Source organism: Burkholderia sola (assembly GCF_905400185.1).
Lineage (GTDB): Bacteria > Pseudomonadota > Gammaproteobacteria > Burkholderiales > Burkholderiaceae > Burkholderia > Burkholderia sola.
In genome coordinates, this window is the sequence record NZ_FR989676.1 from 1,604,275 (window position 1) to 1,628,666 (window position 24,392).

The following is a 24,392-nucleotide window of genomic DNA, read 5'->3' on the forward strand; positions in this document are numbered from 1 at the left end:
TCGGTGAAGAGTGTGTCGCGTGTTATTCCTGCTCGTCTGTCAGAAAGTAAAAAAACTACATAATCGTCGGCCGTTGATCCGATGGGAAAATATCGACTGGAAAACGGTTTGACTTTGATATAGCCTAGTCTGACGAAAGCGCGTAGTAATCAAATCAACCAGAAAGTCGCTTCAGAAACCAGGGGCCGCCATCATGTCATTCGACTAGTTCCGCAGCTGCATTCCCGGGCCGATCAAAAAACTCATCACGAATAAACCGACAGCGCATCGCGATTGCCGGGGAGGACGCTTTTATCCGCGATTTTCTGCTGCGTGCCGGCCGTTGCGGCCGCAATACCAATACCAAAGCCGAAATCAATAAAGAGGGAAAGCATGAACCCTGTCCGTCCGAAAAAAGCGAGTGAGCCGTTTCCGAGACTGCTGTTGCCCACCGGCGTGTTTCTGGCGCTGTCGGGCGCGGGCATCGTCCCCGCCTATGCGACCTGCAGCACGGCGGGCACCACGGTGACCTGTTCCGGCGTCGCGAATCCGCTGGCGCCCAGTTATTCCAACAGCGCCAACAACGTGAACGCGACGGTCAATCCCGGTGCAAGCGTCGGCGTGCTGCTCGGTGTCGGCGGCACGGCGATGTCGTTGACCGGCAGTAACGTCACGCTGACCAACAACGGCACGATCGACCCGTCGGCGCTCGGCTCCGGGCTCGGCGTGCTGTCGAGCGGTACGGTGATCGGCAACGCGGCGGCGAGCACCACCACCGTGACCAACAACGGCACGATGATGGGCTCGACCGGCGTGGCGATCAGCGGCGTGACGGGCATGGCGCTGTCGGTTCAAAACGGCACGGGCGGCACGTCGACGATTACGAACACGGGTACGATCGGCTCCTCCCCGCTGGTCGGCGCGACCCTCGTCGGCGCCGATGCGCCGGTGGTCGCCGCGTACGGCGGCGGCACGGTCAACATGACGAACAGCGGGACGATCACCGGTCGCGTGTCGCTGGGTTCGAGCGGCACACCGGGACAGGGCAATACGTTCACCAACTCGGGCACGATCAACGGCGGCGTGTCGATGGGGGCGAACAGCACGAATACGTTCAATGCCGTGACGGGCTCGTCGGTCAATACGGCCGGCGGCACCGGCGGCGCGTTCAACATCACGGTCGGCCCGGTCACGCTCGGCGTGGCGGCAACCGGCGTCGTCGACGGCGGCGCGGGCGGCAACAATACGCTCAACCTGCAGCAAGGCGTCGCGGCGAACGGCACGATCGCGGTCAACAACTACATCAACTTCAATCACCTCGACGTCACGAGCGGCAACTGGACGATCAACGGCGCATCCACCGCGCAGGACGCGACGCTGGCGGGCGGCACCGCGATCATCAACGACAACGCGTCGCTCGGCACCGGCACCATCACGGCCACCGGCGGCGCACTGCAGGCAGGTACGGCCGGGCTCAACGTCAGCAACAACGTGGACCTCGGCGTGGGCGGCCTGACGGTGCAGGGCGCGACCGGGCTGACGCTGTCCGGCACGGTGTCGGGTGGCGGCGCGCTGACGAAGAACGACGGCGGCACGCTGACGCTGTCCGGCGCGAACAGCTACACGGGCGGCACGAACCTGAACGCCGGCGGCCTGGTGATCGGCAACAATTCGGCGCTCGGCACCGGCGTGCTGAACGTCAACGCGTCGGCGTCGCTCGACACGAGCACGAACGTGACGCTCGCCAACACGGTCAATCTCGCGACCGGCTCGACGCTGACGCTCGGCGGCAGCAACGATCTCGGGCTGACCGGCACGATCAGCGGAAGCGGCGGCCTCACGAAGAATGGCGCGGCAACCACGACGCTGACCGGCGCGAACACGTATACGGGCGACACGACCATCAACAGCGGCACGCTCGCGCTGAGCGGGGCCGGCAGTCTGTCGGCGACCGGCACGGTCAACCTGACCGGTGCGGGCGCAACGTTCGACCTGAGCACTGCGGCGGGCGGGCGGACGATCGGTGCGCTGGCCGGCGCGGCCGGCACGAACGTGGACCTCGGCGCCAATTCGCTGACGCTCGGCGGCAGCGTCAATGCGACCTATGCCGGCACGATCGGCGGGTCCGGCAGCTTGACGCTGTCGGGTACCGGCACGCAATCGCTGACGGGCACGAACACGTACACGGGCGGCACGAACCTGAACGGCGGCAACCTCGTCGTCGGCAGCAATACGTCGCTCGGCCTCGGCGCGGTGAACGTCAACGGGTCGTCGACGCTCGATGGGACGGCCAACGTGTCGTTGGCCAACGACGTCAACATCGCGACGGGCACGACGCTGACGCTTGGCGGCAGCACCGATCTCGGCCTGGGTGGCGTGGTCGCGGGTGGCGGCGGTCTCGTGAAGAACGGCGCGGCGACCTTGACGCTGTCCGGCGCGAACACCTACGCCGGCGGCACGACGCTGAATGCAGGCGGGCTGGTGCTCGGCAACAATGCGGCGCTCGGCACGGGTGCGTTGACCGTCGGCGGCGCGGCAACGCTCGATACGAGCGCGAGCCTGTCGGTCAACAACGCGATCGGCCTCGCTACCGGTTCCGCGCTGACACTGGGCGGCAGCAACGCGCTGACGCTGAGCGGCGGCATCACCGGCGCGGGCAGTCTGGTGAAGGACGGCGCGGCGACGACGACGTTGACCGCCGCAAACACCTACACGGGCGGCACGACGATCAATGCCGGCACGCTGGCGATCGGCGGAGGCGGCAGCCTGTCGGCAACCGGCAGCGTGAACCTGGCAGGCGCGGGTGCGGTGCTCGACGTGAGCGGCGCGACCGGCGCGCAGTCGATCGGGGCGCTGTCGGGTGTCGCCGGGACGAACGTGACGCTGGGCGGCAACGCGCTCACGCTGGGCGGGACGGCGAGCGGCACGTTCAGCGGGGCGATCGGCGGCACCGGCAGCCTGACGCTGGCCGGCTCCGGCACGCAGACGCTGAACGGCGCGAGCACCTACTCGGGCGGCACGAACCTCAATAGCGGCAGCCTTGTGCTCGGCAACGGCGGTGCGCTCGGTTCCGGCGCGCTGACCGTCGGCGGCGCGGCGACGCTCGATACGAATGCCGCGTTGTCGGTCGGCAACGCGGTCAATCTCGGTACGGGCGCCGCGCTGACGCTGGGGGGCAGCAACAGCCTCACGCTGGGCGGTGCGATTTCCGGCGCGGGCAGCCTCGTGAAGGACGGGGCGGCGACCACGACGCTGACCGGCGCGAACACCTATACGGGCGGCACGACGATCAACGCGGGGACGCTGGCGCTCGGCGCGGGCGGCAGCCTGGCATCGACCGGCACGATGAACCTTGCCGGCACGGGCGCGGCACTGGACCTGAGCGGCGCGACAGGCGGTCAAACGCTCGGCGCGCTGTCGGGCGTCGCGGGAACGAACGTCAACCTGGGCGGCAACGCACTGACGCTCGGCGGCACGGCCAGCGGCACGTTCGGCGGGGTGATCGGCGGTACGGGCAGCTTGACGCTGGCGGGCACCGGCACGCAGACGCTGACCGGCACAAATGTCTACACCGGCGGCACGAACCTCAATAGCGGCAGCCTCGTGCTCGGCAACGGCGGCGCGCTCGGTTCCGGTGCGCTGACCGTCGGCGGCGCGGCGACGCTCGATACGAACGCCGCGTTGTCGGTCGGCAATGCGGTCAATCTCGGTACGGGCGCCGCGCTGACACTGGGGGGCAGCAACAGCCTCACGCTGGGCGGTGCGATTTCCGGCGCGGGCAGCCTCGTGAAGGACGGGGCGGCGACCACGACGCTGACCGGCGCGAACACCTATACGGGCGGCACGACGATCAACGCGGGGACGCTGGCGCTCGGCGCGGGCGGCAGCCTGGCATCGACCGGCACGATGAACCTTGCCGGCGCGGGCGCGGCACTGGACCTGAGCGGCGCGACAGGCGGTCAAACGCTCGGCGCGCTGTCGGGCGTCGCGGGAACGAACGTCAACCTGGGCGGCAACGCACTGACGCTCGGCGGCACGGCCAGCGGCACGTTCGGCGGGGTGATCGGCGGCACCGGCAGTCTCACGTTGTCGGGTACCGGCACGCAGACGCTGACCGGCGCGAACACCTATACGGGCGGCACGACGATCGGCGCCGGCAGCACGCTGGCGCTCGGCGCGGGCGGCAGCCTTGCGTCCGGCAGCACGCTGGACCTCGCGGGCGCGGGGGCGACGTTCGACTTGAGCGGCGCGACGGCCGCGCAGACGCTCGGCACGCTGACCGGCGCGGCCGGCACGAACGTGAACCTCGGCGGCAACGGGCTGACGCTGAACGGCAACGGCAGCAGCACGTTCGGCGGCGCGATCGGCGGCACCGGCGGCCTGACGCTGGCCGGCAGCGGCACGCAGACGCTGACGGGCGCCAACACGTATACGGGCGGCACGACGATCAGCGGCGGCGGCACGCTCGCAGTCGGCGCGGGCGGCAGCCTCGCATCGACCGGCGCGGTGGACCTCGCCAGCGCCGGTGCGACGCTCAATCTGAGCGGCGCGACCGGCGCGCAGACGATCGGCACGCTGACCGGTGCGGCCGGCACGAACGTCGACCTCGGCACGAATGCGCTGACGCTGAATGGCGGCACCAACGGTACGTTCGGCGGCACGATCGGCGGGACGGGCGGTGTAACCGTCGCCGGCACGGGCACGCAAACGCTGACGGGCGCGAACACGTATTCCGGCGGCACGACGATCAACGGCGGCAGCACGCTCGCACTCGGCGCGGGCGGCAGCCTCGCGTCGGGCAGCGCGCTGAACCTCGCGGGCGCGGGCGCGACGTTCGACGTGAGCGGCGCGACGGCCGCGCAGACGCTCGGCACGCTGAGCGGCGCGGCCGGCACGAACGTGAATCTCGGCGCGAATGCGCTGACGTTGAACGGCAGCGGCAACGGTACGTTCGGCGGCGCGATCGGCGGGACGGGCGGCGTGACGTTTGCTGGCACGGGCACGCAAACGCTGACGGGCGCGAACACGTACACAGGCGGCACGACGGTCAACGGCGGCAGCACGCTGGCGCTCGGCGCGGGCGGCAGCCTGGCATCGACCGGCGCGGTGAATCTCGCGGGCACGGGGGCGACGTTCGACGTGAGCGGCGCATTGGGCGCGCAGACGATCGGCGCACTGATCGGCGCGGCCGGCACGAACGTGAATCTCGGCGCGAATGCGCTGACGCTGAACGGCAGCGGCAACGACACGTTCGGCGGCGCGATCGGCGGGACGGGCGGCGTGACGTTTGCTGGCACGGGCACGCAGACGCTGACGGGCGCGAACACGTACACGGGCGGCACGACGATCAACGGCGGCAGCACGCTCGCACTCGGCGCGGGCGGCAGCCTCGCGTCGACGGGCGCGGTGAATCTCGCGGGCACGGGCGCGACGTTCGACGTGAGCGGTGCGACCGGCGCGCAAACGATCGGCGGGCTGTCGGGCGCGGCCGGCACGAACGTGAATCTCGGTGCGAACGCGCTGGCGCTGAACGGCAGCGGCAGCAGCACGTTCGGCGGCACGATCGGCGGCTCGGGCGGCGTGACGGTGGCGAGCGGCACGCAGGTGCTGACCGGCGGCAACACGTACACGGGCGGCACCACGATCGCAGCCGGCGGCACGCTGCAGCTCGGCAACGGCGGCACGTCGGGCAGCGTGGCCGGCGACGTCGTCGACAACGGTGCGCTGGTCGTCAATCAATCGGGCAACGTGACGATCGCGAGCGTGCTGTCCGGCACCGGCTCGCTGACGCAGGCCGGCAGCGGGCAACTGACGCTGACCGGCACGAGCACGCTGAGCGGCCCGACCACGGTCAGCGCGGGCACGCTTGCCGTCAACGGTTCGCTCGGCCAGTCGACCGTCACCGTGCAGAACGGCGCGACGGTGACGGGCACCGGCACGATCGGCGGCCTCGTGGTGCAGGGCGGCGCGACGGCGGCCGCCACGCAGCCGGGCGCGGCGTTGAACGTGGGCGGCAACGTCACGTTCCAGCCGGGTTCGACGTTCCAGGTCGCCGCCACGCCGCAGCAAAGCGGCAGCCTCGCGGCGAGCGGCACGGCGACGCTGAACGGCGGCACCGTGCAGGTGCTCGCGAACCAGAGCACCTATCAGCCGGGCACGACGTACACGATCCTCAGCGCGTCGTCGGGCGTGCAGGGCGCGTTCGCCCAGGTGAGCGCGAACTATGCGTTCCTGACGCCGACCCTCAGCTACGATCCGGGTCACGTGTATCTGCAACTGGCTCAGAACGGCACCGCGCTGCCCGACGTCGCGACGACGCCGAACCAGCGCTCGGTCGCGACCGCGGTGGCCGCGCTCGGCGCCGGCAATCCGCTGTACGACACGGTGCTGACGACCGACGCGCCGACCGCACGCCGCGCGTACGGGCTGCTCGGCGGCGAACTGCAGGCGAGCCTGAAGAGCATGCTGCTGCTCGACAGCCGCTATGTGCGCGACGCGGTGACCGATCGCGTCCGTCAGGGCCTCGCGCCCGGATCGGGCCCGCTCGCGGCCCTGTCGTCGGGCGGCGCCGCGCTGTGCGGCGACAACACGGCCGGCGTGGCCGATCCGACGCTGCCGCCGGAACGCCGGATCGGTTCGCGCGCCGGGTGCTACGGCGGGACGCCCTATCAGCCCGTCGTCTGGGGGCAGGCGTTCGGCGGCCGCAGCCGGCTCGGAGGCGACGGCAACGCATCGTCGATCAACCGCAGCATGACGGGCTTCATCGCCGGCGCCGACATGGCGCTCAACGACAAGTGGCGCGCGGGCCTGGCCGCGGGCGTCACGCACAGCTCGCTCGACAACGACCAGAGTTCGTCGGCGGCGGTGAACAGCTACTACGTGTCGCTGTACGGCGGCGCGCAGTATGGCGCGCTCGGCGTGCGCGGCGGCGCGTCGTACACGTGGTATCGAATCAACAGCGACCGCTATCCGGGCTTCGCGGGCTTCTCCGATCACGATTCGGCCGGCTACAACGCGCATTCGGCGCAGGTGTTCGGCGAAGTCGGCTACGCGCTGCCGGTCGGGCCGGTCGCGATCGAACCGTTCGCGGGCCTCGCGTATGTGAACCTGCATACCGACGGCTATACGGAAACCGGCGGCGCGGCCGCATTGCGCGCCGGCGGCGAGACGACCCACGTCGGCTTCTCGACGCTCGGCGTGCGTGCGGCGTCGCAGCTCGGCTCGATCGCGAGCGGCACGTTCACCGCGCGCGGGACGGTCGGCTGGCGGCATGCGTTCGGCAACGTGCGGCCGTCGTCGGCGTTCACGTTCGCGAACGGCGGCACGTCGTTCCAGGTGTCGGGCGTGCCGATTGCTCGCGACAGCGCGGTGCTCGAGGCCGGCATCGACGCGAACATCACGAAGCGCCTGACCCTCGGCCTCACGTACAGCGGCCAATACGGCAGCGGCGTGCGCGACAACGCGATCCTCGGCAACATCCTGTGGAAATTCTGACCGGCAACTGACGTGCCCGTACGCGGCGCGAGGCGACGAAGCAACGTCGCCTCGCGCCGCAGCCGTTTCGTCGCTGCGCACGTTCGCCGTTCTGGCCTATCCTGTGCGAAACACGCGACGCGCGCCGCGCGTTGCGCCTCGACACAGGAGCATCGATGCCGAATCACGCCGAAGCCACGACGACGCAGGCGCCGCAAGTCGCGCCGATTGCCCCGACCATCGCGTCGGGTCCCGCCTTCATCGCGCCCGAAGCCGATCAGCAGGTCCTCGCGCGCAACAACCAGTACGTGCTGAAATCCGGCGACGCGTTCGTGGTCAGCGATGCGCTCGGCGACATCGGCGGGCATGACGATGGCCTGTTCGTCGACGACATGCGCGTGCTGTCGAAATGGCGCCTGACGTTCGGCGGCCGCGCGCCGTCGCTGCTGTCGGGCGCGACGAGCGCCGACAACGCGTCGTTCACCGCGCACCTGACGAACCGCCCGCTGCCGCCGCTCGGCGGCAAGGAGACGCCCGAGGGCGTGATCCATATCGAGCGCACGCGCGTGCTGGCGGGCGACGTGCTGTACGAAGCGCTGACGCTGACGAACTACGGCGCGAGCGAAGCCGAGGTGCCGCTGTCGCTGTCGTTCGCGGCCGATTTCAAGGACATGTTCGAAGTGCGCGGCACGCAGCGGCCGAAGCGCGGCACGGTGGGTGCGCCGCGCGTCGACGCGGGCGCGGTGCGGCTGCGCTACGACGGCCTCGACAGCGTGGAGCGCAACGTGACCGTGCATTTCTCGCCGGCGCCCGACGCGCTGTCGGTCGATCGCGCCGACTACACGCTGACGATCGCCGCGCAGGCGTGCGTGTCGATCTACCTGACCGTCGATGCGACGCTCGGGCCCGCGCAGGCCGAAGGGCCCGGATGCGGCCGCGTCGCGCTGCGCACCGCGCTCGTCGGCGTGCATCGCGAGATGCGGGCACGGCGCGAGTCGATGGCGCGCGTGAACACCGGCAATCCGCTGTTCGACGCCTGGCTCGATCGTTCGCTCGCGGATCTCGGGCTGCTCACGACGCAGCTCGACACGGGGCCGTACCCGTATGCGGGCATTCCGTGGTTCTCGACGCCGTTCGGCCGCGACGCGATCATCACGTCGCTGCAGATGCTGTGGCTGCAGCCGTCGCTCGCGCGCGGCGTGCTGCGTTTTCTCGCCGAACATCAGGCGCGCGAGACCTCCGCGTTCCGCGACGCGGAGCCCGGCAAGATCATGCACGAGTTCCGCCGCAGCGAGATGGCCGCGACGGGCGAGGTGCCGTTCGCGCTGTACTACGGCGGCGTCGATACGACGCCGCTGTTCATCGTGCTCGCGGGCGCCTATCTCGAACGCACCGGCGACGATGCGCTGATCGACGAGCTGTGGCCCGCGCTCGAGCGCGCCGCGCAATGGGTGATCGACAAGTGCGACCGCAACCCGTACGGGCTGCTCGATTACCAGCGCACGTCGGAGCGCGGCCTCGCGAACCAGGGCTGGAAGGACAGCCACGATTCGGTGTTCCACGCGGATGGCCGTTTCCCGGACGGGCCGATCGCGCTCGTCGAAGTGCAGGCCTATGCGTGCGCGGCGCTCGACGCGATGTCGGCGTGCTCGCGTCGGCGCGGCCATGCGGCCGACGCGACGCGCTACGCGTTGCGCGCGAAGACGCTGCGCGACCAGGTCGATGCGCTGTTCTGGATGCCGGAAGGCGATTTCTACGGGATCGCGCTCGACGGTCATGGCGAGCTGTGCCGCGTGTTCGCGTCGAACGCGGGCCACCTGCTGGCGTTCGGGCTGCCCGACGCCGAGCGCGGCGCGGCGGTCGCCGGCGTGCTCGGCTCGGCGCTGTTCCAGACGGGCTGGGGCATCCGCACGCTGGCGGCCGGCCAGCCGCGCTTCAATCCGATGGCCTATCACAACGGGTCGGTGTGGCCGCACGACAATGCGCTGATCGCGCGCGGCCTGGCGCGCTACGGCGACAAGACGGCCGCGGTGAATCTGCTGCGTGCGCTGTTCGAGGCGGCGGTGAGCTTCGAGATGCGCCTGCCGGAGCTGTTCTGCGGGTTCCCGCGCCGGCGCGGCGAACCGCCGACCGCGTATCCGGTGGCCTGCCTGCCGCAGGCGTGGGCGGCCGGCGCGCCGTTCATGATGCTGCAGGCGTGCCTCGGCGTGAGCATCGACGCATCGCGCCACGAGGTGCGCGTCGAGCGCCCGGCCTTGCCGGAAGGCGTCGACTGGCTGCGGATCGATGCGCTGCGCGTCGGCGACGAAACCGTGTCGCTGACGTTCCGCCGCGTCGACGGCCAGGTCATCGCCGCGGCGGAGCAGCCGGGCCGCGTGCAGGTGGTCGCGGTGCTGTAGTGCGGTGTCGCGCGAACGTTGCGCGATGTCGCGCCACGTTCGCGCGCAGCGGCATAGAATCGTGACATGACCCTTGAACGATGGCGGAGGTAGACGATGACGACCGACAACCGGCCCGACGACGGCGAGCACAAGCTCGAGAATCTCGAAGCGGCGGTCGACCACCTGCACAAGTCGATCGAATCGCAGAGCATCGCGGTCGGCGCGGCGAAGGGCATCCTGTTCAGCCTGATCGAAACGCTCGGCGCGCTGATCGGCGATCCCGATCTGCCCGAGCATGCGCGTTCCGGCTACGAAGCGCTGCGCGACAAGGCGAGCGAATTGCGCGGCGGCCTCGACCGTCACTGATGCACGGGCGGCGCACGCGCTGCCCGATTCGGTGGACGCGGCACAAAACCCCGTGCGCTCAATCAGTTAGGTGCCCGATACGCAGGATATCCACAAGCTTGCCAACACAATCTGTGGAGAACCGCCCGGCCTTGGGCCGGGCGCGCCGCGCGTGCACGGCGTGCGGTTCGACAACCATTCCGGTGCCACACCATTGACCGGTCAAGGTCCGTGGATCGAATCCCCTTGTGTATCAAGATGTTACGCGTCCGATTGGATGGATATCCACAGGCTTGCCAACAAAATCTGTGGACAACTTGCAATCGATTGCGTCGCAATGGTTGACGATCCGGTCGGCAGGGGCTGCGTGCACGAAGCCCGCACGCAAAGGCCGCCCGCTCCATGTATCGGCACACTAATGCGTGCGCGATCAAGGGCTTAGGCCCCGGGTACCCAGGATATCCACATCCTTGCCAACACTTTCTGTGGACAAGCGAGGCCGCGTTACCCGGCCGGCGCCGTGCCGGCCGCTTCCGCGACGATCCAGTCGTGAAAGAGCGTCATCGCGGGCGTCAGCGGTTTCGATTTCAGCGACGTGAGCCAGTAGCCGCCCGCGCGCACGTCGATGTCGAGCGGCCGCGCGAGCTGGCCGAGCTGCAGTTCGCGCGCGAACATGCAGGCCGGCGCGAGTGCCACGCCCGCGCCCTGCATCGCGGCCTCGACCATCAGCCGCGACGAATCGAACACGGGACCGTTGACGGCCCACGGTTCGAGCTGCGCGGCGTCGAACCAGCCGAGCCACTCGTCGGTGCGGTACGAGCGCAGCAGCGTTTCGTTCGCGAGATCGGCCGGCTGCGCGATGCGCCGCGCAATGTCCGGCGCGCACAACGCGGTGAGCGGCGCATCGAGCAGCCGCTCGTTGCGCGTCGCCGGCCAGTTGCCTTCACCGAAGCGGATCGCGAAATCGAGGCCCTCGCCGGCGAGATCGACGACGTTGTTGTTGGTCCGCAGCCGCAGCTCGACGAACGGGTGCGTGTCGCCGAACTGCTTCAGCCGCGGCATTAGCCAGCCTAGGGCAAAGGTGCCGACGACGCCGAGCGTCAACACCTCGTGGAAGCGTCCGCCGTCGAACTGCTTGAGCACCGTCTCGATGCGGCTGAACGCGTCGCTCAGCACCGGCAGCAGCGCGCGGCCCTCGTCGGTCAGCCCGAGACCGCGCGGCAGCCGCGTGAACAGCGCGCAGCCGAGCCGCTCCTCGAGCGAGCGCACCTGCTGGCTGACGGCGGCCTGGGTCACGCTCAGCTCGAGGCCGGCGCGCGTGAAGTTCAGATGGCGCGCCGACGATTCGAACGCGCGCAACGCATTGAGCGGAAGATGAGGGCGGAGCTTCGTCATAAGAATTTCTTTTGTCAGCGCTCAATTATCGTTGCTTGTCAGGCAACCGTAAAGTCTCGATAGTGCTGTCTCGGCGGCTGGCCGTTTTCAACGCGTCAACCACGTTGCGCCGCCATTCCACCATGAGACAACCGACATGACCTACTCATCGAAACGTCGAACCCTGTTGCTGGCCGCCGCGACGGCGCCGCTCGTTCTTACCGTCACCGCGTGCGCGTCGCGACAGGCCGCCGCGCCGGACGAAGCCACGGCGGCAGCGGCGGCTGCCGCGGATGTGATTGCGCCGGCCGCGGCGGCGGCGACGCTTGCCGACCTCGAGCGCGACGCGGGCGGCCGTCTCGGCGTGTGCGCGATCGACACGGCGAGCGGCCGGGTCATCGAGCATCGCGCGGCCGAGCGCTTCCCGTTCTGCAGCACGTTCAAGGCGATGCTGAGCGCGGCGGTGCTCGCGCGGAGCGTCGAGCGTCCGGGCTTGCTGCAACAGCGCGTGACGTATACGAAGGCCGACCTCGTCAACTATTCGCCGGTGTCGGAGAAGCATGTCGGCGCGGGCATGACGGTCGCCGCGCTGTGCGAGGCCACGATCCAGTACAGCGACAACTCGGCCGCGAACCTGCTGATGAAGCTGATCGGCGGCCCGTCGGCGGTGACCGCCCACGCGCGCTCGATCGGCGACGACGCGTTCCGGCTCGATCGATGGGAGACCGAACTGAATACCGCGCTGCCGGGCGACCCGCGCGACACGACGACGCCTGCCGCGATGGCTGCCAGCTTGCGCGTGCTGACGCTCGGTGACGCATTGCCGGCCGCGCAGCGTGCGCAGCTCGTCGCGTGGCTGCGCGGCAACAAGGTCGGCGACAAGCGGATTCGTGCGGGCGTGCCGGCCGGGTGGACGGTCGGCGACAAGACCGGCACCGGCGATTACGGGACGACGAACGACGCGGGCGTCATCTGGCCGACGTCGCGCGCGCCGATCGTGCTGGCCGTGTACTACACGCAGGCTCGCGCCGATGCGCGGGCGAAGGACGACGTGATCGCGTCGGTCGCGCGGATCGTCGCGCAGACGTTCGGTTGAGCGGCACGGCACGGCGCGCGTGGCAAGATCCGCGGGCGCGCCGTGCCGCAGTCGTGACCCGCGCGCTCAAACGTTGTGCGATCAACGACTTAGGTCGCGCATGCTCAGGATATCCACATGCTTGCCAACAAAAATTGTGGACAAGCTCGCGCGCGGCGGCGTCCGGCGTGCCGTACGCCACCGTGCCGCGTTTGAAGCAGCACGCACAATGTCTTTCGGATCAAGCGCTTGGCCGCGGTATGCGCAGGCTATCCACACGCTTGCCAACAAAAATTGTGGACAAGCAGGGTAGCCGGCGTGGCAGGCGGCGCGTCACGTGCCGACGCGGTACACAACCGCGCTTGCGCGGCCGTGTGCCGCTTTCGAAGCAGCGCGAACAAAGTCTTTCGGATCAAGCGCTTGGTCGCGGTATGCGCAGGCTATCCACATGCTTGCCAACACAATCTGTGGACAAGCTCGCGTGCGGCTGCGGCCGCAACGCTCAGGGCTGCCGATCGTCGACGGCGGGCCAGCGCGCGAACGCGAACACCCACAGCATGACGAAGTTCAGCACCGGGACGAACATCGTCAGGATCCACCAGCCCGACAGTCCGGTGCGCCGAACGATGCGCACGTACGGGTAGATGACGACGGCGACGAGCACGAGTGAGACGATCAACTGCCACGCGGTGAAGTGTTCCATGGCCTTCCTCGGAGTGAAATGTCGTCATGCGGTGCCGACGCAATGGCCGGCCCGGGGCGCCGACGCGCGTCGCCGGCGATGCGCGGCCGCGTGCGGCTTGCGTGATCTTGATGCGTGACGGGCGCGGGCGTCAAGGCATCGGCGGTGCGTTGCGATCGCATTGAAGCGTCCGTGTTCGCGCAGGCCGAACCCGCGCGCTGCCGAAACGGTGACACGCGACACGAACCATAGGCCGATCAACGAGTTAGCGCAGGCTTGCGCAGGATATCCACAAGCTTGCCAACACAATCTGTGGGTAAGTAGCGCATCGTCGTGGCATCGTGATGCGAAGTGCGGCGAAGCGGTGTGCGCGACGGCCATGACGCGCGCCGCGTCTGCATCATGCGTGCCAAAGTCCATCGGATCAAGGGTTTAGCGTCGCGGTGCGCAGGATATCCACAAGCTTGCCAACATTTTCTGTGGACAACTTTGACGGTGGCAGCGAACCCTTGTCAGGCGGGCAAGATAGACGATGCGGCGAAACGGGCGGGCTCCTTCAGGTCACTCCCCCACGATCCACCATCCCGCATGACGAATTGACATGCAACCCCGCTGGAGTTGCCCCTGTCATACCGGACGCGGCATTACAGTAAGGATTGCTGAATCCATCGAACGCCGGAACTCGCGAGGCGAGCGATGTTTCAGCGCGCTATGGGGATGCTTCTCGTTGTAATGCTCGAACGCGACGGCCAAATTGCGTGCAGCAGTCGCTGCGTCCGGCGTCGGCATGAAGGCGACGTAGTCGCGTTTCATCGCCTTCACGAAGCGCTCGGCCGTCTCGTTACTTTGCGGGCTGCACACCGGCGTGGTCAATGGCTTCAGGCCGATGGCCACTCCGAACCGACGCGTGTCGTCAGCCGTGTAGCCCGAACCGTTGTCGCTCAGCCACTCGATTTCGGGCGGGGTATGTGTGTCTTTTTACCTCAAGAAGTCAGGATACCTATTGATATGGGTGGGATTTATCTCGACTTGTCGCGTGGTTGATGCGGTCTGCTGGTTGTTGTTCTGCTGGTGTGAATTTGCTTCGGCGGACGGCGCAAGCCATATGACGGACGAGTGTCCAGAAGGCTGCAATATGTCCGAGCCGCCCGATTGGGTTCGCGTGAGGCAGCAAGTCACTTGCCGTTGTTCGCTTGAGCCATCCGCGGTTGTGCAGAAGTTGTGTATGCAACTTATATGCGGGGCATGTCCATTGTCGCGACAAAAGAAATCACACCCTGTGATTTTTGCTAGGTTTTTGTCAATTTCGGACGTGTCTTATGTGATTTTCTCCGAGTGCTCGGTAAATTCGACGCAGGAGAAATTCCGTTCGATGGAGATGAAACGTGCAGGACGATACCTCAGGCAAGGATGTCGCTCGCTTTGGCGATTCAACGGATCACGACGGCACGGTCATTCACGTCGCGGACAACGTTATGCGCGGGGGATTTCGGGCGTTGTCGAGTGGTGATGAATGCGGCAGTGGGGCAGTATTTGGCCTGCTTGGATCATCAGCGTCCCTTCGTGGCAGCGAGGCCCTTCGCGAGCTCGATGACAATAACGTTGCTGTGGAGGACGAAAATATTATTGCGTCACTGTACAGTCAATACCTCAGATTTCTCGATGATCCGCTTTCATTGGCCGAGTGGGCAATCTCTTATACACCGGAAGCCACGCCATCTGCGTTGCCCGTGCAGGCTGAACCGGGATTGGGTTTGCTCACTATGGTGGAGTTGCCGCCGCAACCGGTTAAGCCGGTTGCCAAGCCCCAGGGGATCATGGAGCTACTCAGGCCGCCGGTCAAACTTGAACAGCTGTTCGGCGACCTCAGTGGGGCACCGGACCTCTGTGAACCGGAGCAATGGAACGACGTGCTGAGTCTGTTCGCGCCTGCCGAATTCCTCGCAGCCGCATCACGCCATGCTGCCCAGCGGCCACCCGAACTGACGCGACGCGAACATCATATGGTCGCAATGGATAGCCCCGTGTCCCTGCCGGTCGGGTTGTTGCCTGATAGCGAAACGTCCTGACGAGTCAGTCTGCATACGCTCGCCGAGTAGCCCGATACGATCCATCTTATTGTCGGAATCACCATGTCCAACGCGTTTGACGTTCAAAAGCTATATCCGGTCATGCAGAAATTCAGCCGGCCCCGAACGCTCTCTATCAGTGGGGCGGCCGTCCCGTTATCGCACAATGGCGAACCTGTATTGCAATTGGTTGCGATCGAAGGCGAGGAAGAACTTTCCAAAATCTACACCTACGATTTGGAGGTTAAAACCTCGCTCGATGCGGGATTGAGTGACGAAGAGGCGGCGAATCTCAATACGCTCGACATGATTGGGAAGGAACTGACCGTCACCATCCAGCTTGACGGGATGGGCACTTTTATCCCTGGAATGCCAGGGGCGACCGGTGCAGCAAACGTCGGACGCGGGTTACGCGAAATCAGCGGGATTATCACGGCAGTGAGTTTTGCCGGTCAGTCAAACCGACAGAGTAGATATCGACTCAAATTGCAACCGTGGATCGCGCTAGCTGAGAAACGCTCGGATTACAGAATTTTCCAGAATAAGTCTGTTATTGAAATCATTCACGAAGTGCTGAGCGAGCACTACCTCTACTCGTGGGACATGCGGCTAAGCGAGTCCTATCCGAAGCTGGTCTATCAGGTCCAGTATGGCGAAACCGACTTTCATTTTATCCAGCGTCTAATGGAAGAAAACGGGATTTACTGGTTCTTCGAGCATTCAGATACCGTGCATCGCATGGTCCTGGTGGACCAGTTGGGGGCGCACAAGCCGGTTGACAGTGAAGCCTATCGGACGCTGTCGTACTATCCGCCAGGCCGCAGGGTTGACATGGAGCACATCGACAACTTCGATACGACTGCGCGTATCCAGTCAGGTCAGTGGACCACGAACGATTTCGACTTTACGCGGCCAAGGGCAAATCTCGAGGCCCAGATTCAGTTGCCGCAGGACACCTCGCACAATACGCTTGAACGCTACGAGTGGCCCGGCGACTACACCGAACTGAAGGCCGGTGAGCAGTTTGCACGGATACGCATGCAGGAAATGCGTGCCCTGGGTGAGCGGGGCACTGGCGGTGGGCATGTGCGGAACGTTGTGTGCGGGACGACTTTTACGTTGGCGGGCTTTCCGCAAGCCGGTGCAAACCGCGAATACCTTGTTATCCGGGCTCGGCTGGATGCGGCTGAACTCGACGGGGCAACCGATACCGGCGAATACCGGATTCGGACACGGTTTGAAGTGCAGCCGGCCACGACCGTTTTCCGTCCACCGCGCACGGTCAGCAAGCCACGCACAACCGGCCCGCAGACGGCCATTGTCACGGGGGCCGACGGGAGCGAAATCTACACGGACCAGTACGGCCGGGTGAAGGTGAAGTTCCACTGGGACCGCTCGCCAGTACATGATCAGACATCATCCTGCTGGCTGCGGGTCTCCTATCCGTGGGCAGGCAACAACTACGGGACCATCAGCGTTCCGCGGGTCGGCTCGGAAGTGATAGTGGACTTCGAGAACGGCGACCCTGACCGGCCATTTGTGACGGGGCGGCACTACAACGCGCACAACATGCCGCCGTGGGAGTTGCCCGCCAATGCGACCCAGAGCGGCACGCTGACGCGCTCCACCGATGAAGGCGGCTACGAAACCGCCAACGCGCTGCGGTTCGAGGACAGGAAAGGCAGGGAGGAAATATGGCTCCACGCCGAAAGGGATATGCGAACCGAAGTTGAAAGCGATGAATCGCATACGGTTGGGCATGATCGCGCGAAGACAGTCGGACATGATGAATCGGTGACGATTGACAACGATCGTACGGAAAAAGTCGGCCGCGGCGAACAGGTCGAGATTGGTGTAGATCGTCGTCACACCATTGGCCAGGATGCGTTCCTTTCGGTTGGGCGCGATCACCGCATCCAGATCGGCAAGGATCGAATCGAGGAAACGGGCAACAATCGCAAGGACACCATTGCGGCCAACTTCCTGGTCACGACTGGCGGCAACGCCGAACACAAGGTGCAGGGGCGTCACCAGATCGAGGCGGGGCAGGCTATTGAGCGCAAGACCCGTATCTACCAGCTACAGGCGGGCGACAAGGCTGAAATCATCGGCCCAGCCGGAAAGATCACGCTCGACGGTGAGGGCGTCACGATTGAGGGAGTCCGGATCAAGCTGAAGGGGCCGGTCCAGACCGAGACCGGCTGGGTCAAGAATGCCCTGGACATGCGCTCAGACGTGAACAAGGGCGATCCGTTCACACCGGACTACTTCCCGTTTTCAGGCTGACGCCTGCCGTTCATTCCATCAAGGAACCGTGTCTCGTGATTGTGACTTTCCCGTTTGAAGACGATCCTTATTACAGCGCCCCGCAGCCAGCGTCTTACCCGCAGTCAGCCAGTGCCGCGCTGAGTACGCCAGCACTTGTCCGCAAATATATTGATCTCGCGAAGCACGTCGCGGGAGGTGTATTCCCGGTGGGGCGCAACCGCTTCTGGCACGGCGGCGTACACCTGAGCGGAAAAAAGCCGGTGCGCGCGGTCGCGGACGGCACCATCGTCGCGTTCCGACTGGATCGGGACTATATCGACAGCGAACTCGACCGGCAGATCAAGGCGACCGCACCGGTGAAGGCGTCAGCGTCGAAAGCCAAGCCACAGCCGTCACCGCCCCGACAGTTCAGCAGTAGCTTTGTACTGATTCGGCACGAGTGCGAGGTCAATAGAGGCGGCGGTGAAATGCAGCCTGTGGAGGGCGTTTCGCAGGGTGTCAGCGCGAGCATCCCCAGATACATCGGGGCACACTTCTACTCGCTCTACGCGAATCTGCTGCCGCAGAAGCAGTTGCAGAACAAGGCAGTCCTGCCGCCGTTTCTCACGACCACCAATACAATTGTTCCGGTTGCCGCGTTGCGCGGGGACGAAGTAACGGTAAGCGCGGTGATCGATGACGGGCACCACATGGTAAAGATCAGGATTACTGACATCAATACCCGAAACAGTGGCGAGGGATGGATCGAGCGCATGTATCTGGACGTGGAGCCAGGCGCTCCACTGAGGCCCGAGCAGAAAATCCGGCTGGGCTACCCCATTTCATTCATGTATTGCTGCCATCCTACGGAAAAGCGGTGGATGCCGTTGGACTGCACCTTCTCATTGGAGTATCCGGTCAGGGCCGGACAGGTGATCGGTTACGCCGGGATAACGGACGGTGATCTTGGCTCGGTGGCGGACAGCTTTCACTTCGAGATTTTTACGGGCGAGAACAAGTTGGTGAAGCAGATGAAGCCGCTTGTTCCGCTGAACATTAGCGACCCAAGTTCGTCGTACCAGGAATATGCGGATGGACAGAAAAGCGATGGTATGGGGAAGGTGTGGTTGACGCGGAATGCAACGCTGGCAAAAGATGTTTTTTCAAGGGAAGGCAGATTATCCGCATCAAGCATGCAAGTGTTTCCAGCCGGCTCCTGCTTCTTTGGAGCGATACCCTGTGGGGTAGATGGAATGAAGCCTGATGTGGTTGGAAAACTTATCTGTTTCAAGCTATTTGGCATGAATGGGAGTGCCTATTACGCGTACACCGATCAAGCGAGGGCCGCAGCCGATGGGCGGGAATTTGTCCGCGACGCGTGGGTGACGTTGACTACTGACAGTGACTGGGTAGCGCGGGGGTGGCAGACCTATAAGGATAACGAACTGAATACGACAGACGACGGCTTCGTTGAGGACGACGATGCGGTCATGCAGAAAATCCTGTCTGCCGCGCACAAGTCTTCTGCGAGCCTGAGTCTTGATGATCTTCATGCTGATGGCGTTGACGCGATCTTGCGCACCGCTGCTGTCCGGTTTCACACCGAATGGGACAGCAGTAACAACAGCAAGCGCTATGGCAAACTTCAGCAAGGCGGCCATCCGCCGCTTCCGCAATTATCCGACAGCCATTTCAAGACGTTCTTGCAGGATATTCAGCATCAGCAGTTCTGGAGCAACGCGAAGGTACAGCAGGACGGTGTGAACAATGCCATGAAGCCGCTATCCACGCCGATGGATGCGAAGAACTGGCATTTCCATCCAGTGGGCTTTCTGGCCCAGATGCGGGAATGTCTCGCAACGGACGCAACGCTGTCCGAGGAGGCGTTCGAACTGGAAATCCGGCAGAGCTGGATAACCTGCCTGAGGCTGATCGAGAAGCGCCTCAAACAACTCGAACCCTGGGCGGACGCCAACGCCGCCATGCCTGATGCGCCCTCGGCGCGGGCGCCAGTCGTCAGGGAATATGCGACTCTGCAAACGATTCACAATGTTGCCCATCACGATCTCTGGTCGAACTTCGAATACTGGTTTGGCGTGACGCCCAATGACATCGCTGCTCCGGAGACGTTGCACGGACAGCTTGCAGCCAAGCCTGCCGGGCATCACATCCATAACTACCTGAAAGGCATGCGGGAGTTCTTCCGCCATATATCCATGCAGCGGGTGGTCAAGGGCGCACTGGGTTTTGAAGCAGGTGCCTATGTGCACCCGGGGGTGTATCCGGCAAAGGCACTCAAGCCTGCCCAATCAGGCTTCCGGATGGAATACGTCAATATCGCTTGCCAGTATGGTCCGTTCTTTCGAAGCTTTAATAACAGGGATCCGGTCGATCAGAACCGTATGGAAATCCAGTTGCACGAGGTGGCGCATTTGCAGAATACCGCTCATGCCAAGGACCAGAAGATCGACGTTAACGGGGCAGATGACCCTGACAAATACAACGGAAAGACCGCCTACGGGGCACGCGCGGCACGGGTACTCGCCGAGTTCACGCCCAACAGGGCGTTAGCTAATGCCGAAAGTATTGCATTTTTTATCGAGAGCGCAAAGGATGAAACCTGACCGTCTGACAATGAACGGCGTTCGCACCATTATTTCGATTGGAGGGATGGTGGCGCTGCTCGGCTGCTCGTCCCTTGCGGAACAGCAAGCGGCGCCGCCTTCGAACCGAACTACGAAAAGTTCTATGACCGACAAGCAAAGTGGAAACCAGACGGGTGTCGTGCCAAATGAGCGGGTAACGTGGGTCAAGAACCCGCTGATCACGCAGATCAGGTTTCATGACGGAAAGCTTGGCAGCAACTATGTCGAAATACGGTACTACACCACATACATAAATCCGAGCGATGGGGACGTTAAGACAACGGGCAAGCCCACGCCGGATGGTCCTGCAATGCGGTTGTATTCGGGAGGCAAGGAGATTAAGCCTGCCCCGCCTAAGTACAGTGGTATTGAGCCTTATGTCGCGGCTCCCCGGGACGAAGATATAAAGCGATCTACCTATGTGATGAAGGCAAAGGAGAAATGGGTAGGCGAGGTTGCAGACGAATTTGTGATCTTGAATACCCAGTTTCTTACTGGCACACACATTTATGAAGTCGTCTACTGGCATACGCAACTCGACTGGATTGACGTGCGTGAGGTTCTGGACCGTACCGATACGGGCAAGGGCAGGATGATGTACCCGATCACGGATAACGCGCCGTCGAACCGCCTCTATTTCAGGGTCTACAAGCCGACCGATGAAGAAGCGCGTGAGGGGCGGCACATTGAATTCCTCGGCGAAGTGGATGCCCGTACGCAGGTCCCCGCGCTGCCGTACGCCCGTCCGGGTGACTACGCGCCAAAGACCGGCTATTGGGCCGCGACGGGCAAGAGCATCGAACGGCTCGGCGGCTATTACGAAGTGTTCGTGAAGGAAGGGGATTCACTGCCGAACCTGCCGGGGGACCGGGGCGTGGACCCCTTCAGCTTCCAGTGGAAGTACGTGGGCGAACAGAGTGCCGCCCCTGGAAAGTAACGGGTACTCGCCGAGTTCACGCCCAACAGGGCGTTAGCGAATGCCGAAAGTATTGCATTTTTATCGAGAGCGCAAAGGATGAAACCTGACCGTCTGACAATGAACGGCGTTCGCACCATTATTTCGATTGGAGGGATGGTGGCGCTGCTCGGCTGCTCGTCCCTTGCGGAACAGCAAGCGGCGCCGCCTTCGAACCAAACTACGAAAAGTTCTATGACCGACAAGCAAAGTGGAAACCAGACGGGTGTCGTGCCGAATGAACGGGTAACCTGGATCAAGAATCCGCTGATCACGCAGATCAGGTTCCATGACGCAATCGTACGTGACGACAGCATTAAAATACGGTACTACCTTTCCTATATCAATCCAAGTAAACGGGACGTTAAGTGGACCGGTAAACCGACACCTGATGGTCCTGCAATGCGGCTGTATTCGGGGGGCAAGGAGATTAAGCCTGCCCCGCCCAAGTACAGTGGTATTGAGCCTTATGTCGCGGCTCCCCGGGATGAGGAAATAAAACTGTACGCCAACAAGGTTAAGGCTGAAAGCAAATGGACTTCAGATGGCCCCGGTGAATTTGTGATTATGAATACCCAGCTCCTTCCTGGCACGCACGTCTACGAGATGGTCTACTGGCATACGCAACTCGACTGGATCGACGTGCGCGAGGTTCTGGACCGTACCGATACGGGCAAGGGCAGGATGATGTATCCGATCACGGATAACGCGCCGTCGAACCGCTTTTATTTCAGGGTCTACAAGCCGACCGATGAAGAAGTGCGTGAGGGGCGGCACATTGAATTCCTCGGCGAAGTGGATGCCCGTACGCAGGTCCCCGCGCTGCCGTACGCCCGTCCGGGCGACTACGCGCCAAAGACCGGCTATTGGGCCGCGACGGGCAAGAGCATCGAACGGCTCGGCGGCTATTACGAAGTGTTCGTCAAGGAAGGGGATTCACTGTCGAACCTGCCGGGGGACCGGGGCGTGGACCCCTTCAGCTTCCAGTGGAAGTACGTGGGCGAACAGAGTGCCGCCGCTGGAAAGTAACGGGTACTCGCCGAGCTCATGCCCAACAGGGCGTTAGCGAATGCCGAAAGTATTGCATTTTTATCGAGAGCGAAGGATGAGGCCTGACCGTCTGACAATGAACGGCGTTCGTGCCATTATTTCGATTGGAGGAATGGTGGCACTGGTCGGCTGCTCGTCTCTTGCGGAACAGCAAGCGGCGCCGCCTTCGAACCAAAATACGAAAAGTTCTATGACCGACAAGCAAAGCGGAAACCAGACGGGCGTCGTGCCGAATGAGCGGGTAACCTGGGTCAAGAATCCGCTGATTACGCAGATCAGTTTTCATGACGCGATCGTACGTGCCAGCAGCATCAAGATACGGTACGGATTTTCTTGCATCAATCCAAGTGAGAAAGATGCTAAATGGACTGATATGCCGACACCGGATGATCCTGTCATTCGATTGTATTCAGAAGGCAAGCGCATTAATCCAGAGCCCCCGCGTAAGGATGGCGGCATTATAGCTCTCAAGGCTCCCCCCAGAGATGACGAGATAAAGGCGAACGCTAGTGTAGTAAAAGCAAAAAGCAAATGGACCTCAGATGGGCCGGGTGAATTTGTAATCGCGAATAGCCAGTTCCTCACTGGCACGCACGTCTACGAGATGGTCTACTGGCATACGCAACTCGACTGGATCGACGTGCGCGAGGTTCTGGACCGTACCGATACGGGCAAGGGCAGGATGATGTACCCGATCACGGACAACGCGCCGTCGAACCGCCTTTATTTCAGGGTCTACAAGCCGACCGATGAAGAAGTGCGTGAGGGGCGGCACATTGAATTCCTCGGCGAAGTGGATGCCCGTACGCAGGTCCCCGCGCTGCCATACGCCCGTTCGGGTGACTACGCGCCAAAGACTGGCTATTGGGCCGCGACGGGCAAGAGCATCGAACGGCTCGGCGGCTATCACGAAGTGTTCGTGAAGGAAGGGGATTCACTGCCGAACCTGCCGGGGGACCGGGGGGTGGACCCTTTCAGTTTCCAGTGGAAGTACGTGGGCGAACAGAGTGCCGCCGCTGGAAAGTAACGGCAGATCAATATCACCATCGGAGATTTTCATGCGACCCGTTGTGCTTGTCGGCCATCGCCATGTCTGTCCGTTGCACGGACCCGGAACTGTTATCAGCGGCACGGACGGCGTGACCGTCGGGGGGAGAAAAGCGGCCTGTGTCGGTGACTCTACGAGTTGCGGTGCTGTCATCGTCACCGGGGGCGTAACCACGTTTGGCGGCCGGGCGGTCGCCCGCGAGGGTGACACCACCAGCCACGGCGGCACGCTGGTCGAGGGAGATAACGGCTGGTTGCTTGATTGAGCGGAACAGGGAAAGCACGCCATGATTCAGCTTCCAGGCAGACATGCACCGGGCGACGCATCGGCGTCCGCTGAGTCGCGGCAGCTTGTCGCTGTTCGCATGAATCTCAATAGTAGACAGGACGGGGTGGCTACCGTTTGTGTGGCGGCAGGCAAAGTTCTTCGCGCTTTCGCGTCTTACTTTGACGCGACGATCAGAGCAACGCACTTGGCTACGCCGAACAGCCGCATCGGTGTTTGGGGGTAGGGCATTTGCCGCCGGGGACGATCCAGCCACCCAACCGGGACGGCTGCAACGTGCTTCTGCAATCGGGTTGGGTTGCCCGCCAGGGACGATTGATTACTGGACCGGACAACCAGCCGCCAGGATGTTTTCTTGAACTTCGCCGGGCAGGCCATGCCCTCACGCCGTGCAGATACCGGCCACGCCGACTTTCTGGAACAGGTGCGGGCTCGCGACGGCGGACGACGGATAGGCCGGCAGCACGCGGATCGCTGCATCCAGGTCAGCCGAACTGAAGTCGCCGGCGATGTCGCGGACATGCTGTTGCCACCGCCCGACCACGGCCTGATAGGACGCCTCGCCGAGAGACGTCGGCGCGTGCAAAGGGGAACGCTTGTGTGCCGGATCGGGTAGCGGCCCAATCAGCCCTTCGCCGGTCAGCACGTCGATCTGTTTCAGCACCGCCTGCCGACCGGCCTGCGGGTCGAGCGAATCGCCGACGACAACTGAGTCGGGTGCGTAGCTGATCTGCCGGGCGCATTTGCCGCGCACGCACGACAAACCCTTTTCGATCAATGGCTT

At 64.1% G+C, this 24,392-nt stretch carries 15 protein-coding genes and 1 pseudogene; 11 read left to right on the top strand and 5 right to left on the bottom strand.

The features are described 5' to 3' along the window. Window positions 1-245: 245 nt before the first annotated feature. On the bottom strand, window positions 246-374 hold the full coding sequence (locus KR541_RS36965) for a hypothetical protein (protein ID WP_256975824.1): 129 nt from the start codon (window positions 372-374) through the stop codon (window positions 246-248). Here KR541_RS36965 and KR541_RS23710 point away from each other — a divergent pair. The 3 genes from KR541_RS23710 (at window position 373) to KR541_RS23720 (ending at window position 10,199) form a co-directional block, all read left to right on the top strand. Then, window positions 373-7,473: an autotransporter-associated beta strand repeat-containing protein gene (locus KR541_RS23710; protein WP_252996678.1), complete on the top strand. Its 7,101-nt coding sequence runs from the start codon at window positions 373-375 to the stop codon at window positions 7,471-7,473. The two genes, KR541_RS36965 and KR541_RS23710, sit on opposite strands and share 2 nt — an antisense overlap. Before the next feature lie 155 nt (window positions 7,474-7,628). After that, window positions 7,629-9,851 carry an amylo-alpha-1,6-glucosidase gene (locus tag KR541_RS23715; protein WP_089489574.1) on the top strand — a complete coding sequence of 741 codons (2,223 nt, stop codon included), beginning with the start codon at window positions 7,629-7,631 and terminating at the stop codon, window positions 9,849-9,851. 96 nt (window positions 9,852-9,947) lie between these two features. Then, window positions 9,948-10,199: a hypothetical protein gene (locus KR541_RS23720; protein WP_006482135.1), complete on the top strand. Its 252-nt coding sequence runs from the start codon at window positions 9,948-9,950 to the stop codon at window positions 10,197-10,199. A 483-nt stretch (window positions 10,200-10,682) separates the two neighbouring features. On the opposite strand, the gene penR is transcribed toward KR541_RS23720, so the two are convergent. Next, a complete protein-coding gene (penR, locus tag KR541_RS23725; RefSeq protein ID WP_050018225.1) occupies window positions 10,683-11,573 on the bottom strand; it encodes a beta-lactamase transcriptional regulator PenR in 891 nt (296 codons plus the stop codon). A gap of 136 nt (window positions 11,574-11,709) precedes the next feature. On the opposite strand from penR, the gene blaPEN-B reads away from it, so the two are divergent. Beyond that, the gene (blaPEN-B, locus tag KR541_RS23730) at window positions 11,710-12,648 is read left to right on the top strand and encodes a PEN-B family class A beta-lactamase (protein ID WP_089489573.1); all 939 of its coding nucleotides are present in this window, start codon (window positions 11,710-11,712) and stop codon (window positions 12,646-12,648) included. A gap of 481 nt (window positions 12,649-13,129) precedes the next feature. Here blaPEN-B and KR541_RS23735 read toward each other — a convergent pair whose 3' ends face one another. Then, window positions 13,130-13,330 (bottom strand): DUF805 domain-containing protein, encoded by a 201-nt coding sequence (locus KR541_RS23735; RefSeq protein ID WP_124557734.1) that lies wholly within the window; start codon window positions 13,328-13,330, stop codon window positions 13,130-13,132. A gap of 606 nt (window positions 13,331-13,936) precedes the next feature. Continuing rightward, a pseudogene (locus KR541_RS23740) lies at window positions 13,937-14,278 on the bottom strand (integrase core domain-containing protein); the annotation flags it as partial. Between the two features lie 416 nt (window positions 14,279-14,694). Between KR541_RS23740 and KR541_RS23745 the strand changes: the two are divergent. From KR541_RS23745 to KR541_RS23775, 7 genes are all read left to right on the top strand, one after another. Continuing rightward, window positions 14,695-15,378 carry a TagK domain-containing protein gene (locus tag KR541_RS23745; protein ID WP_176016998.1) on the top strand — a complete coding sequence of 228 codons (684 nt, stop codon included), beginning with the start codon at window positions 14,695-14,697 and terminating at the stop codon, window positions 15,376-15,378. Window positions 15,379-15,441: 63 nt separating this feature from the next. Continuing rightward, the gene (locus KR541_RS23750; protein WP_252996679.1) at window positions 15,442-17,664 is read left to right on the top strand and encodes a type VI secretion system Vgr family protein; all 2,223 of its coding nucleotides are present in this window, start codon (window positions 15,442-15,444) and stop codon (window positions 17,662-17,664) included. 35 nt (window positions 17,665-17,699) lie between these two features. Beyond that, window positions 17,700-20,249 (top strand): M35 family metalloendopeptidase, encoded by a 2,550-nt coding sequence (locus KR541_RS23755; RefSeq protein ID WP_216089828.1) that lies wholly within the window; start codon window positions 17,700-17,702, stop codon window positions 20,247-20,249. A gap of 124 nt (window positions 20,250-20,373) precedes the next feature. Next, entirely contained in the window at window positions 20,374-21,207 is an 834-nt protein-coding gene (locus KR541_RS23760; protein ID WP_252996680.1) for a hypothetical protein, read from the top strand. 78 nt (window positions 21,208-21,285) lie between these two features. Next, complete coding sequence (locus KR541_RS23765; RefSeq protein ID WP_252996681.1) at window positions 21,286-22,254, top strand: hypothetical protein; 969 nt, start codon at window positions 21,286-21,288, stop codon at window positions 22,252-22,254. A gap of 211 nt (window positions 22,255-22,465) precedes the next feature. Beyond that, window positions 22,466-23,302 (top strand): hypothetical protein, encoded by an 837-nt coding sequence (locus tag KR541_RS23770; RefSeq protein ID WP_252996682.1) that lies wholly within the window; start codon window positions 22,466-22,468, stop codon window positions 23,300-23,302. Window positions 23,303-23,333: 31 nt separating this feature from the next. Then, the gene (locus KR541_RS23775; protein WP_080334425.1) at window positions 23,334-23,588 is read left to right on the top strand and encodes a PAAR domain-containing protein; all 255 of its coding nucleotides are present in this window, start codon (window positions 23,334-23,336) and stop codon (window positions 23,586-23,588) included. A gap of 402 nt (window positions 23,589-23,990) precedes the next feature. On the opposite strand, the gene KR541_RS36785 is transcribed toward KR541_RS23775, so the two are convergent. Next, window positions 23,991-24,386, bottom strand: a complete 396-nt coding sequence (locus KR541_RS36785) for a MarR family winged helix-turn-helix transcriptional regulator (protein ID WP_425542631.1) — start codon at window positions 24,384-24,386, stop codon at window positions 23,991-23,993. Window positions 24,387-24,392: the final 6 nt, after the last annotated feature.